Here is a 13,522-nt window from a genome sequence, read left to right as displayed (position 1 = left end):
ATAAGAGCTAATGCGACGAAGAACGTCCCTATTCATCTTTATGGTGAATCAGGGGCGTTTTTTTATGATTACGAACAGGAGACCGCAATATAAATTCTTTCCTTTTTCATGAAAAACATCAGTCATTTCTTGCCTCCCACGCCGCTCGAAGGTCATTAGAACGCAAGGGGAGACTCGAGCGCGGGCATCTGCATGCGGAAACTTTGTTCCTGCAAAACGTGTGGTTCCCGATGCACGGACATTTCGATCATTTGCACCCGGAGTATGAAGTGCTAGATTGGAGAGGACGCTCTTACTTTGGCGACTTCGTTTATTTACCCGGCGAGCTCAAATTCATGTGGGAAATCAAAGGCTACGGCCCCCATGTGCAAGATATGGATCGCAAGCGCTACTGCGAAGAACTGAACCGCGAAACCTTTCTCCACGCACTTGGCTTCCGTGTCATCTCGTTCGCTTACGATGACGTGGCTCATCGGCCCGAGTTATGCATGACCTTACTTCGCATGCTGCTCAGCCGTTACCAGTCGGCCCCCTCTCCTGTTCATCGAGCCCATCTGGCTGAAAAAGAGGTCCTCCGCCTACTCCATCAGTTAGCACGACCTCTTCGCCCCAAAGATGTTGAATTGCATTTCGAGATCAATCATCGAACGGCCATCAGACTGCTCCAATCGCTATGCCAAAAAGGTTGGCTGCAGCCGATCAGCCGCACCCCCAATGGCAAAATCGTTCAATATGCCCTTGTTCGCGGGATTTTGGATTATCTGGACTAGCTGATGATGCTAAAATCATGTAAAACGTACAAGTAATTCGGCGAGTTCTAGATTTTTTAGAAGAAAACGTGTAAAAAATGCATCTAATTTCGCTATTCTTCCACCTCTTTAGCCAAAACGGGCAAATTTAATGTACTTTTTGCAGTTAGGTTCTCCGCACGCAGTAAAAGAACAAAAGAGCCCCCAACACCCTGAGGTGTTAAAGGCTCTATCTGGGTAACTCCTTACTTCGTCACGTTCACAATTAGCTTATCGCTGGAAGTAACGCCACCCGCGTTAACCAATTCGCAACGATATTCGTACACGCCGACAGCGCGACCCGTGATCGTGCTCACCGCGCTTTGAGCGCTAGGCGAAGCTGCGTTTAACGCCTTCGTTTCGATTAATACACCATTTTCGTACAAACGATACTCCGTGGCATTCGTTCCCCACCACATGTTCATCGATACCTTGTAATTGCCGTCTCCATCCCAGTTATCTTGGGAAAGGACCGGCTTGCCGGGTGCTGCATCCGTAATCTTCACAACCAACGGAGCGCTTGATGTTGTTCCAAAAGAATTAATAAGTTCACTTGTATACGTATAAGTGCCATTAGCTTTGCCTTTTACTTCTACTTTAGCCGTTTGAGCGGCCGGAGATGCATCTGTCAGCGATTGCGTCTGAATGAGCACGCCATTTTCGTACAATTTGAACACGGAGCCGTTATTGCCCCACCACATGTTCATTGTCACCGTGTAGTTACCGTCTTTCAAGCCGGTTGCTTGGCCGCTATTGTCCGACAACACAGGCTTCCCTGGCGCACCTAAGGACAATGGCTTCACAACCGTGATAGTTACAGCGCCTGTATGCACCGTTGTTCCATTTAACGTAACAGCGGCTGTTACCTGTGCCGTACCTTCTGCCACCGCGCTAACTTTACCTTGCGCATCAATAGTCGCTACAGCTCCATTGCTTGTGCTATATACAATCGCAGCACCACTAAGATCAGCAGCCGCACCGTTGCTTAACACACCCGCTACTTGCGTAGCTGTTGTTTCGCCCGGTTTGAGCGAAGTCACATTCGCCGAAAGCGTCGCTTGGCTAAACGTTACTTTCGCGCTCACATTAAACGGTACAGTCGCTTGTGTTACATTACCCGCTGCATCGACAACGCGGTAACCTACTGTGTGCGTACCTTGCGTTAAACTGCCTGCTGCAATGGATTGACCGCTGCTGATTGCAGCGCCATCCAATGTCAACGCCTGCTCAACTACACCTGAAAGTGTATCTGTACCAGCTAACACAAATGTTAACGTATCAGCAGTCGTTACGTCCCCAACCGCATGACCTGACTGCGTTAATACGGCCGTCGGAGCCGTTTTATCCAGCTTCACCTGCAAGGATTTTACAGCTTCCTCATTCCCAGCCGCATCTGTCGAGGAGTAAGCAATTGTATTCGTACCTTCTGTTTGAATCACGACTGGCGCCTCATAAGGAACCGCAGCACTGCCATTCAAGCTGATCTTCGTTGTCAAAGCACCAGCCGTATCATCTACCGCCGACAAAGATACGGTCACATCTTCTTTATACCAGCCTTCACTATTCGCTGAGCCTGACAAGGATGCAGTCGTAACAGGCGCTGTTGTATCCGCTGCAACCGTGAAGTCGCCTAAACCTCTTGGTTTCAATTGGAATACGCCTTTAAAAATGGCCGCAACACCCTTGATGTTCACCGTTTGTCCCGATTGGTAAGGGAATGAACTCAGGGTCAAACCAGTTCTTACATCAACACGAATGTGATTGCTCACGGGACCTTTTACAGCATCAAATTCAAAAGAACCTGCCGGCGTAGCGCTGATGATATTGCTCACGGTAACATCACTAAGCTCGAGCAATTGTCCTTGATTGTCATTGGTTACTGCTGCTGCAGCTATTGGCGTCGGTAATGCCGCTACACCTGTTTTTTCGATAGCAACTGGATCCGCTAACTCCAGCTCAGTATTGAATAGAGCCGTAGATGCTGTAACCTTCACTTTATCTCCCTGATGAAAGCCGCTCAGACTCTGGAACACGTAGATTCCGCCTGTTTCATCCTGCAGGTAGAATGCCTGACCGCCAAAAGCGCCCGGCTCCGTCGTTACAACACCCTCCACCGTTACCAATGTGCCGGCTGCTTCGCTCCGAGCATCGGAGATATTGATCTTCGCCGGGATCGGGTTTTCCTCTTCGGGCAAAGACTCCGCAGGTACATTGCCCAGGGTAACGCTCTCGGTTTTCAGGTTCGTAGAAGCTTGACGCAGGCGTAAATTCGCCGCAGCCGTCGTACCCGGCTTCACGCGAACCATCAAATCCTTCGTCGCATGACCGTTGATATCCGAGGTCACGCTGAACTGTGTACTATATCCATATGCGGTAGGCCATGTGCCGTCGGCATTTTGAACCATTGCAATTTGCGTGCCGCCGCTAACCAAATAAATCCCAACGTTGAACCCCGTAACCGTTGTAGACGGTGGCAGGTTGTCTACGACAACTCGCAGAGGGAAGTCCACGGCATTCGGCAGCGTTGCTTGATGCACGAAGCTGTAAGCTGCGCTTGCTGTCGCAGCAGGACCACCATAGGAGCCCGCTTTGAACGTGCTGCGGTCATACCATTTGTAGCCGGCGTTCGGCGCCGCCCAAGGCTCCGGCTGCGGCTCTGTAGAATTAGCCGGCGTCTCAAAAGGCAGCAGCGCCGTCGGCTGATCCAACTGCAAGCCGCTTACTTCCGAGAAGCTTGTGTAGCTTTCTTTTTTCGCCAGCCAATTCACCATATTCACAAGCAGGACGCCGTCGTCCACTTCTTTGAATCCGTCATACGTCGTCTTCTTCGCGCCTGTATCTTCACGCAAATACTTCGGCGTCGCATCCTCCACCGGTGAAGAATCGCCGATGAATCCGGCTTTGCCTGCACCTGACTTGGCTATTGCGACAAAAGGGCCTTCCGCCACGCCCCCACCGTTATAAACACCTTGATCGACTGCACTTGCCCAAGCCTCATTCGTTTGCGGCAAGTACGCGATTCCTTTGGCCCTAGTCGGGTCGATGATCGCCAGCGTTGAACCCGCATGCATCGCTACGCTCGATACACCTGTGGTTATACCGAACGACTGCTGTGGCGACACGATTTGGTTCGCATTTATATCACCTAAAGCGTTGTAACGGAAACGCAAGCCGAATTGCGTAGCTAACCAGTCTGAGCTAGCTACATCCTGCATAGCTGATGAGGCGCTTTCTTCAGCGCTCATGCCGCTGACTGGATTCGTCCACGCGCCACGACGATAGCCGTTGAATACTTCCGAACCGTCCCAACGGTTCTTGTTGCGGTCCGCATTGTAGTGATCGCCGATGAAGAAGATACTTCCGCCGCCCTGCACATACTGCGCCAGAGCCGCCTGCTCACTCGTTTTATAAGGTACATTAGACTCTGCTACGACAAAAACGTCATAACCGCTCAAATCGCTAAGTGTGATGGGTGTTGTTTTACGCAATTCTTTGACGTAGTAGCCATTATTCGCTAACGCGTTTCCAAAATCTGAAAAAGCGCCGTCGATGACCCAGTCCGCCGCACCAGCCGTTTGTTCATGCGTGTTGTCGAACAGGACTTTCTTTCCTGCATTTTCGTTGACTACTTTCGCTTCAATGAATGGTGCCGGATCACTTGGCCCTTCCGCCATTACTGCCTGCCAGCTGCTTGTAGCCAGCACTTGTAGAGGTAGCGCTACTGTTAAAGCCAGCGCCGCTTTTACCGCTTTTGCTTTCCATCCCGCTCTCTTACCCATTACAAATTCCTCCCTTATCATCTATGTGACAAGCCTTGTACCGCCCCTAATTTTACCATGGTTCAAAAAGGGATAGTGCATTTTTTTTGTAAAGTTAAGGAAATTTGTGTAAGATGACAAATACTTTAACGTTCTCTATGCTTGTTTGTTTTCTGCCAAATGGTAGTCTTGCCAGCACTGGATCGTTCTCCCGCCTGCTTAATTGGGAACTACTACAGGCCGCTATTTCACCGAAAAAACACCTTCCCCACCTGCTGGGGGAACTACGGTCCTTTATTTTGGCGATTTCAACCAAAAAACGTGCCATGGAGGCCGGATAAGACCCCACAGTTCCCCTCGGAAAGGAAACATCTCGTTTTCCTCCAAATAGCGGACTCCAGTTCCCTCAGTGAAGGCTTAGCGAGATTCTCGCTAGTTTTTTAAATTTGTTTTTGGCCGGAGAGGTGGTGATTGGCTATACGGTGCGTTGTGTGAGGTGGGGGTTGGCTATATAACAAAAAAACCTAACGGCGTCTAATCCGTCAGGTTTTGTATGTTAGCTGGTTAAGGCTGAGCTCCCTTGGTCTGCCCACGGAATGCATTCGGCACAGTCCCCGTATGCGCCTTGAACAGCTTCCCGAAATAGTTTTTGTTCTCGTAGCCGAGCATGTCGGCGATTTGTTCCACGGTTTTATCCGTGATTTCCAAAAGCTCTTTCGCTTTCTCCATCTTCATCCGCGTCACATACTCCACGAAGTTCTCCCCGGTTTCCTTCTTGAAAAGTCGGCTCAAATAACTCGGATGAAGGTGCAGATGCGCCGCCGCGTCCTCGAGCGATATTTTCATATGCAAATGATTATAGACGAACCGCTGACACTCGATAATCTCGCGGTTGTGCGACTCACGGTACACCTGCCCTGCCCATTGAATCGCCTGCTGCAGATAATCCTTCAGCCACAATTCCAGCTCACGTACAGACGACAGTTCATGCACATCATGATGCAAGAGCTCGGATGAAAACGTCGACTGGTAATGCTGCAGCGATTTAAGCCGCATACGCACATCAAGAATCATCTTGAGAAGCCATTCTTTCACTTCCATGGGACGAAACCGATGGTACTGGATGAAATCGATCCACTTCGAGACATACATATCGATCAAATCGGATCGCTCATCGAACACTACGCTTCGAAACTCATCCAGCGTCTGGGCATACTCGGCCAGCAGCAATCCCCCGTCACCGAAGCCTTCCCGAATATGCTCCAGTTTCATGACGGAGCTTTCCGGCAAGTAGAACCGCGAGCTCCGCCCTTCTACCATCCGCTTCAGCTGCTCCTTCAACGAGCGCACATCCTTGGCTGGACTTCCCGTAATGAAAGAGAACGCTACTTTCGCGTATTGCTGCAAACAGCTCTGCAAATGCCGCAGCGTCTGCTCGACCTTCTGGCCGTTATTGACATGCATGCTGCCATATTGCGGGAACAGCAATACAATTTCGCCCGTATCATACGTGAACAACGTGATTTCTTTCTGATCGACGAGCAGCTCTTCTATGATGTTTTGAATGGTATAGTCGAATAAATCCCTGGATTGGAAGCGCTGATTCGCCTCCTTCGCCCGGTTGGCATACCCGAAAACCGGCAGCACCCCGTGCTGCCCAAGACGCAGGCCGAAACCTTCCGCTTGCTGGCTCCACTCCTCCGAATCAAACAACGGCTCATTGACCGTACTTCGGATAAAATGACGCTTGGACGAGCTGCGGTGCAGCGCGGCCTCCTTCTCGAGCTTGCGGCTTTTGGACAGCACGTGATCCTCGGCATCCAGCTGCTCCTTCAGTCTGCCAAGCACCTCCGAAATATTGCTTATATTCATCGTTTCTTTCAGGATATATTCGCTCACCGAAAGCTTCATCGCTTTTTGCGCATAGTGAAAATCATCATGGCAGGAGAGAATGACCGCCTTCACATGAGGATCCACCTCACGGAGAGAGCGGATTAAATCCAGTCCATTCATTTCCGGCATGCCGATATCGCTGATCAGTACATCGGTTTTGGCCCGCCGTCCCGCTTCCAGGGCGTCCAGAGGATTTTCAAAGGCTCCTGTCAATCGAAACCCCAATTCCTCCCATTTGATCGCTGAACTCAAAAATTCAAGCACAGGTAAATCATCATCGACAATCATGACTGTATACATGCTTAGCCCTCCTTTCCTGCCTGCTGCGGAAAGCGCAGAACAATCTGCGTTCCCTGATCTGGCCCGCTTGCGATTTCATAATCGAAACGATGACCGTAGATGATGCGAAGGCGCTCTAATACATTTTGTAAACCGATACCGGATAAGGACGGGCTTCGCGAAGCATGGTGATGCTTCGTCGGCCGTGTCACAAGATGTGTGCGAAGCTCTTCCAAACGTTCCGTTGTCATGCCGACGCCCGAATCTCTGACTTCGAGCTGAAGCCGTCCATCCTCACAGATTCTGGAGGCAATCGTGATTTCTCCAGGTTTGCTTTTTAGCCCGTGAATGTAGGCATTCTCGATGAGTGGTTGCAGCAGAAACCGAGGGATCTCAATGAGCAGCGTATCGGAAGCCGCCGAAATACGAAGGTTCACTCGATCTCCGTGCCTGGAATTCAACAGACGAACGTAATGTTCGATGATCTCAATTTCTTCATGCAGCGGAATATACTCGTTATTTCGATTAATGGTCATCCGCAGGAGCGACGATAGGGAGGAGATCAATTCCGCGTTCTCGGAATCCCCTTTCATCATGATTTTCAAACGGATGGAGTTCAGCACATTAAACAGAAAATGCGGATTAATTTGCGCCTGCAGCATCGCCAGCTCCGCCATGCGCTTAAGTTCCTGCTCGCGGCGGTTTTCCTCGAGCATCAGCTCAATACGGTCAATCATGCGGTCGAACACATACCCCAGCCGGCCCACTTCATCCACACCGGTAATGTTGGAGCGTTCGCCGAGTTGACCAGATTCAATCCGGACAACCGTTTGGACAAGCCGCGCAATCGGTTTTGTGAGCGTGCGCACCATATATAGTAAAGTAACGGCAAATAAGACCAGAAAAAATAGTTGAATAAGAAAATCTGTTTTTCGAAATGACTCAATCTTCTGTGCCGCTGTTTTATAGGGACTCATATTCACAAGCTGCCACTCCGGCGTTACATGACTGCTGAGCAGAATATAATCTTCTCCCGCCACCTTCACAAAAGAAGAGCCATCCTCCTTGGGCAGCTGATCATAATAAGGGAATTTCGTACCGATCGTCGTGGAATCTTTATCGACCAGAATGCGTCCTTGTTCATCAATGATTACCATAGATTCATTATTTTGATATTGATTGAAAAGGTCCTGCAGCAAGCGAAGCTCCAGACCAACAATCACGTACCCATAGGTGATATCGTTCTTGCGGAGCGGTTTGGCTGCCGACAGCAAATAAGGCTGATTCGTGGATTCACTGTAATTGGGCTCAGCCCCGATCCACAATACATTGTAGCCGGAAACTTGTTCAACGGCGCTAAACCAGCTTTTTTTCATAAAATCCGTCGGATTAAAAGCAAAAGTCGTATAGGAGGCAACGTACTCCTTATTGGGCAGCAACACCGTCACGCTCAGATTACCGAAGGAATCAATCACCGTTGACATTCTTTTCGCTATCGTCTGCTTGTATTGCAGCACATCCCCCTTATCCGTTGTCTCATTCGCTCTGCCTAATTCCCGGATAGACGGCTGCAATTCCTCATCAAATTGGATGAAATTCATCACATAAATCATATTTTTGATCTGGGCATTCACAATTTGACTCACAATCCGCATCGATTCGCGCGAAGAGTCTGTCACCTGCGTTCTTACCGCATCTCTTGTAAACAGGCTGGAGACATTCATGGAAACAACCGATGGCAGAACGAGACAAATCAGAATCGTCAGCACCAATTTATTGCGTAAAGATAACCTGCGAAGCCAACCTGGCACTGCGTTCTCCTGCCTTTCGAATGCACCTTGGAAATGGGAAAAAGAGGAGCCTAAGGCCTCCTCTTTTCATTATAGCAATAATCTTGCGCGATTCGTTACTTCTTACTTCGCGTTGCTCTTACGGATATCTTCAATTTTTGTTTTTGCTGTTTGGATGGTTTTCTCCAAATCTTGTTTGCCTGTCAAGAACAACTCAACTTGCGTTAGGTATTCTTTTTCTTGTTGCAGCGCGTAAGTTGGAGGAACAACCAGTTTGGTAGCTTTGTTAACTTTCAACGTAGCAAGCAAGGATTGTTTATCGATCATAGCGACTTGTTCTGGTTTACCGCTTTTCAGAATCGCGTCAACGTTTTTCTCAACATCGGCTTTTTTCCATGCGGAGAAGAAGAGACCTTGTGTTTGAATACCTTCTGTTGTGTACCATTTCACGAAATCATAAGCCGCTTGTTTGTTTTTGGAGTTCGCAGCAACACCCATGAAGTCAGCGCCTACTTCTGTCAAACCGTTTGGATCTTTAGCGTCAAACTTTGGATATGGAGCAAAAACCGTTTTGAATTTCGCATTCAGGGAAAGCTCGCCAACCATCCAGTTACCAGTTGCCAGCATAGCTGTTTTACCGCCGTAGAACACATCACGGTAAGCCATTTTTTGCGATACAACTTCGAAGTATGGTACGGACGTTTTATCTACGTTCTCCATTTTATTTCTGAGGTCAAGGGAGTAGCGAACTTTCGGGTTGTCGATGTTTTGCGTACCATCGGATTTCACCAAGTACGGGTTCTCCATGTCATTGTTCAAACCAAGCAGCGCGTAATCTTTCCAGTTATGGAAGTAGGAACCGTAAGCTTTTGAAGCACCTTCACCTTTGGTCAGCTTCTTAGCGTATTCCGCATATTGATCCCATGTCCATTCTGTTGGAACAGGAAGCTTAGCTTCATCCAATTTGTCCTTGTTCAAGAGGACGAACCATTCAATCATTTTACCTGGCAGTGCATAATATTTACCATTTACAATCGGATCAAGCTTGTACTCATCTTTTACAACAATGTTATCTTTTTTCAAATAATCATCAAGCGGCTCCAAGATTCCTGCGCCTACACGTTGAGCGAAATCGGATGCGCTGGAATACATCACAACGTCCATTTGCTCGCCTGAAGCAGCTAGAAGGTCAAGTTTTTTCATCCCTTCTTGGGAATCGCCTTTCTCGGACATGCTTTCATAGACAACTTTTACGTTCGGGTGTGTCTTATTGTAAGCATCAACCGTTGCATTCCAGTTCCCTTGCGCTTCTGTGTACCAACCTTGCACTTTAATCGTAACAGGAGCTTTCGTTCCACCCGCAGCACCGCTATCTGCAGCAGGTTTTTCTGCTTTATTACCGCAGCCTGCAAGTGCAGCACTGATAGCAAGCACACCGCTTAATACTAGTAAACTCTTTTTCATAGGAACCCCTCCAAGTGAGCTTTGTTTTGTGTGAAAACCTTTACATGACCGATCGTAACAAACTTCAGTGGAGCGCACGAGGCACTATTTTAACCTCATGCACTCTTATTTTGACTTTTTGGATTAACCCTTCACGCCGCCCATCGAAATTCCTTCGATAACCTGCTTTTGTCCAATGATGAAGATGATCAGCAGTGGAACGATGGCCGATACCGATGCAGCCATGATTAGCGAGTAGAACTCACCGTTCAAGTCTGCGAAAGACCGGATACCTAACGGAAGCGTGAACAGGTCTTTTGTTCTTAGGAAAATCAACGGATTCTGATAGTCGTTCCAAGTCCAGATGAAACGCAGAATCGCATACGTAGCAATAGCCGGGCGCACAAGCGGTGTACAAATCGACCAGAAAATTCTGAGGTGTCCCGCACCGTCAATCCGCGCTGACTCCATATACTCATCGTGAATACCGAGATAGAACTGACGAAGCATGAAGGTTCCGAGAACAGAGAATGAACCTAATAGAATCAAACCAAAGTGACTGTCGAACAACCCGATCCAACGGAAAAGCAAGAATTGCGGAACGAGAATGGCTTGGCTCGGGATCATATAGATCGCTAAAATGAGCACGAAGAGCGCGTTGCGACCGCGAAATTTGATCTTCGAGAAGGCATAGGCAGCCATAGAAGAAAGTAAGACGGATAACGCTGTTGTTAATACTGAAACCTTAATGGAGTTCCAATAGTACAACGAAAATTTTGTTTCCCAAACCGTTTTATAATTTTCAATGACATTCCAATGCTGAGGGATCCACTGAATCGGATAAGCGAACACGTCGGCTTCCGGCTTCATGGAAGCGGAGATCATCCATAGGAACGGCGACATAAATAGTATGCCAACGACAAGCATTAGTAATGTAAGAACTATTTTTTTCAACTTTTGATTCTTGTCCATCGTGGTATTCCTCCTTCTCTTAGTAGTTCACCCATCTACGTTGTCCTAGCCATTGTACAAGTGTAATCAGAAGCACAAGCAACAGAAGTACAATTGCCATAGCGGAGGCATAACCGGATTGCAGGTTAACAAAGGCTGTTTCGTATAGACGATAAACCACTACGGTCGTGGAGTTTGCAGGTCCGCCGCCTGTGAGGACGGAAATAACGTCAAACGCTTTAAAGGTACCGATAATCCCCGTTACTAGCAGGAAGAAAGTTGTTGGCGATAAAAGAGGCACAGTGATGCTCATCAGCTGTCTAAACTTGGAAGCCCCGTCAATATCCGCTGCTTCATATAGATCTTTAGGAATGGACTGCAATCCAGCCATGAAAATAATCATGTTATATCCGATACTGATCCAAATCATAAGCCCCATTACACAATACAAGGCAACATCCGGGTCAGCAAGCCATTTCGGCGGATTCGCAAAGCCTAGATCCATCAAGATTTGATTGATTGGACCATACGTCGGGTGAAATAACACCTGAAAAACGATAGCTACAGCAACAACGCTCGAAATATAAGGGATAAAATAAATAACTTTGAAGAAATCTTTCAAATAGATTTTTTTATCGATAACAACCGCTAGAAGAAGAGAAATGATGAGTGTTAAGGGAACGACAATCATCAAAATCATGTTGTTCTTCAGGGATAGTAAGAAAACGGAATCGTGCACAAGCTTGATAAAGTTATCTAAGCCGAGAAATTTCACTTTCGAAAAACCGGCAACAAAGTTCCAATCCGTGAAGCTGAGGAAGAAGGATGCAATAATTGGAAATAAAGTAAAGACAAATAGTCCGAGTACCATTGGTGCAACGAAGGCATATCCGATCAGGTCCTCACGTATTTGCGCAGTCGAACTTCTCCGTTTCACTTTCGCATTGGAAAGGGTGCTCGAATGTGTATGTGTATTGTTGGCCATATGATTATTCACCCCATGTGTTGTGTTTCCTATAGTCTACCTTGCGGAGGACAGGTCGGGTAAGTCAAATAATTTACTCGTTTGAGTAAAATTTTAACCTTCACTAAACACTGGTTCCCCTCTGATGGACAAAAAAAATCCGCTAAGCCGTGATGTTGGCTTACCGGATATTCTCCCCTTACTTATTTGCTTCATGCACTTTCAGGAGTTTCCCCTTGATCGTTGTGTTCTTCATGACCTTGAGCACCATCGGACCTTTGCCGTTCAGAATATCCACATACGAAACGTTGTCTTGAATCGTAATGATGCCGATATCTTCTGCACTCACGCCTTCAATTTTGGCTAACGTCCCGACGAAGTCCACCGCTCTAATCTTTTTCTTTTTCCCGCCGTTAAAATAGAGCTTCATGATCCCTTTGTTCAATTGGTCGCTTCTATCTCGCTTGATAACCGGCGTCGCTTGCATTTTCCGCTCAAAGGCCGGCAATCCCTGGGCAACTTCTTCCTCCGTGGGAGCATCTCTGCGCGGGATCTCGAATCCAAGGTAATCTTCGATCTCGGGGATAAATTTCATCTCGTTCGGAGTCACGAATGTGATGGCTTTGCCCGTTTTGCCTGCTCGTCCGGTTCTTCCGATCCGATGGACATAACTTTCCTTCTCTAGCGGCAGGTCATAGTTAATGACGTGAGTAATATCCTCCACATCAATCCCCCGCGCCGCAACATCCGTTGCCACCAGGAAACGGAACTCGCCTCTTTTGAATGCGTTCATAACCAAGAAGCGGTCATCCTGCACCATGCCTCCATGAATTTTGTCACACGGATATTCAAGAAGATCCAACTCTCGGAAGACATCATCCACATGTTCTTGCGTCCTGCAGAAAATGATGCAATTCTCAGGATTTTCCGTCACGAAGACATCCTTAAGCACATTAAATTTCTCTGTTTCTTTCATCGTAATCAGCGCGTGTTCAATCTGAACCTTCGCCGCTTCCGGAGTTTGAATTTCAATATCTATCGGGCTCTGCATATATTGATGACATAATTGTTCCACGTCTTGAGGGAGTGTCGCTGAGAACAGCATCGTCATTCGGTCCGTCGGAACCTCATCGATGATCGCTCCCACCTGCTCAATGAAGCCCATCCGCAGCATCTCATCCGCTTCATCGATGACGAGCATCTTGACCTTCTCCAAATCCAGTGTGCCCTTCTGAATATGATCCAGCACACGTCCCGGTGTACCTACAACGACATGGCACTTCTGGTGAAGCTCCAGCTTCTGTTTGGCAAAGGGCTGTTTGCCGTATAGTGCTACCGCTTTAATCCGTTTGAACCGCCCAATGTTCGTAATATCCTGCTTCACCTGGTCCGCGAGTTCTCGCGTCGGTGTTAGAATTAGCGCCTGCGGCCGATTCTCCTCCCATTCTACGAGCTCACAAATCGGGATCCCGAAAGCCGCCGTCTTCCCGCTTCCCGTACGCGACTTCACCGTGAGATCCTTCTCCTGAAGCGCGATGGGAATCACTTCGTGCTGTACGTCCGTCGGCTGCTCATAACCTAAGCTCTGCAACGCCCGGACGATATCCTCACTTAATTGATAATCCGTAAAACTTCTTAATGCCACTAAATAACTCC

9 protein-coding genes are annotated in these 13,522 nt (G+C 48.0%); 2 read left to right on the top strand and 7 right to left on the bottom strand.

What is annotated here, in order from left to right; translation table 11 throughout:
• Positions 1 to 218: 218 nt before the first annotated feature.
• Positions 219 to 770 carry a hypothetical protein gene (locus RQP52_RS16600; RefSeq protein WP_315952917.1) on the top strand — a complete coding sequence of 184 codons (552 nt, stop codon included), beginning with the start codon at positions 219 to 221 and terminating at the stop codon, positions 768 to 770.
• 224 nt (positions 771 to 994) lie between these two features.
• Here RQP52_RS16600 and RQP52_RS16595 read toward each other — a convergent pair whose 3' ends face one another.
• Positions 995 to 4,567 (bottom strand): OmpL47-type beta-barrel domain-containing protein, encoded by a 3,573-nt coding sequence (locus tag RQP52_RS16595; RefSeq protein ID WP_315952916.1) that lies wholly within the window; start codon positions 4,565 to 4,567, stop codon positions 995 to 997.
• Positions 4,568 to 4,680: 113 nt separating this feature from the next.
• On the opposite strand from RQP52_RS16595, the gene RQP52_RS16590 reads away from it, so the two are divergent.
• The gene (locus tag RQP52_RS16590; RefSeq protein ID WP_315952915.1) at positions 4,681 to 4,887 is read left to right on the top strand and encodes a hypothetical protein; all 207 of its coding nucleotides are present in this window, start codon (positions 4,681 to 4,683) and stop codon (positions 4,885 to 4,887) included.
• 223 nt (positions 4,888 to 5,110) lie between these two features.
• Here RQP52_RS16590 and RQP52_RS16585 read toward each other — a convergent pair whose 3' ends face one another.
• From RQP52_RS16585 to RQP52_RS16560, 6 genes are all read right to left on the bottom strand, one after another.
• Complete coding sequence (locus RQP52_RS16585; RefSeq protein ID WP_315952914.1) at positions 5,111 to 6,739, bottom strand: helix-turn-helix domain-containing protein; 1,629 nt, start codon at positions 6,737 to 6,739, stop codon at positions 5,111 to 5,113.
• Between the two features lie 2 nt (positions 6,740 to 6,741).
• The gene (locus RQP52_RS16580) at positions 6,742 to 8,529 is read right to left on the bottom strand and encodes a cache domain-containing sensor histidine kinase (RefSeq protein WP_315952913.1); all 1,788 of its coding nucleotides are present in this window, start codon (positions 8,527 to 8,529) and stop codon (positions 6,742 to 6,744) included.
• A gap of 102 nt (positions 8,530 to 8,631) precedes the next feature.
• A complete protein-coding gene (locus tag RQP52_RS16575; protein ID WP_315952912.1) occupies positions 8,632 to 9,972 on the bottom strand; it encodes an ABC transporter substrate-binding protein in 1,341 nt (446 codons plus the stop codon).
• Between the two features lie 123 nt (positions 9,973 to 10,095).
• A complete protein-coding gene (locus tag RQP52_RS16570; protein WP_315952911.1) occupies positions 10,096 to 10,923 on the bottom strand; it encodes a carbohydrate ABC transporter permease in 828 nt (275 codons plus the stop codon).
• A 19-nt stretch (positions 10,924 to 10,942) separates the two neighbouring features.
• Positions 10,943 to 11,887 carry a carbohydrate ABC transporter permease gene (locus RQP52_RS16565; RefSeq protein WP_315952910.1) on the bottom strand — a complete coding sequence of 315 codons (945 nt, stop codon included), beginning with the start codon at positions 11,885 to 11,887 and terminating at the stop codon, positions 10,943 to 10,945.
• A gap of 178 nt (positions 11,888 to 12,065) precedes the next feature.
• Positions 12,066 to 13,511, bottom strand: coding sequence for a DEAD/DEAH box helicase (locus tag RQP52_RS16560; RefSeq protein ID WP_315952909.1), 1,446 nt, complete (start codon positions 13,509 to 13,511; stop codon positions 12,066 to 12,068).
• Positions 13,512 to 13,522 lie beyond the last annotated feature (11 nt).

The organism is Paenibacillus violae, from assembly GCF_032461945.1.
GTDB lineage: Bacteria > Bacillota > Bacilli > Paenibacillales > NBRC-103111 > Paenibacillus_E > Paenibacillus_E violae.
Note: the sequence above shows the minus strand (reverse complement) of the source record. Positions and strands in the feature narration are given on the sequence as shown.

Excerpts from the sequence above, each read along its gene's own strand:
- RQP52_RS16595 (WP_315952916.1), bottom strand. The coding sequence starts at position 4,567 with ATGGGTAAGAGAGCGGGATGGAAAGCAAAAGCGGTAAAAGCGGCGCTG.
- RQP52_RS16590 (WP_315952915.1), top strand. The coding sequence starts at position 4,681 with ATGACAAATACTTTAACGTTCTCTATGCTTGTTTGTTTTCTGCCAAAT.
- RQP52_RS16585 (WP_315952914.1), bottom strand. The coding sequence starts at position 6,739 with ATGTATACAGTCATGATTGTCGATGATGATTTACCTGTGCTTGAATTT.
- RQP52_RS16575 (WP_315952912.1), bottom strand. The coding sequence starts at position 9,972 with ATGAAAAAGAGTTTACTAGTATTAAGCGGTGTGCTTGCTATCAGTGCT.
- RQP52_RS16570 (WP_315952911.1), bottom strand. The coding sequence starts at position 10,923 with ATGGACAAGAATCAAAAGTTGAAAAAAATAGTTCTTACATTACTAATG.
- RQP52_RS16565 (WP_315952910.1), bottom strand. The coding sequence starts at position 11,887 with ATGGCCAACAATACACATACACATTCGAGCACCCTTTCCAATGCGAAA.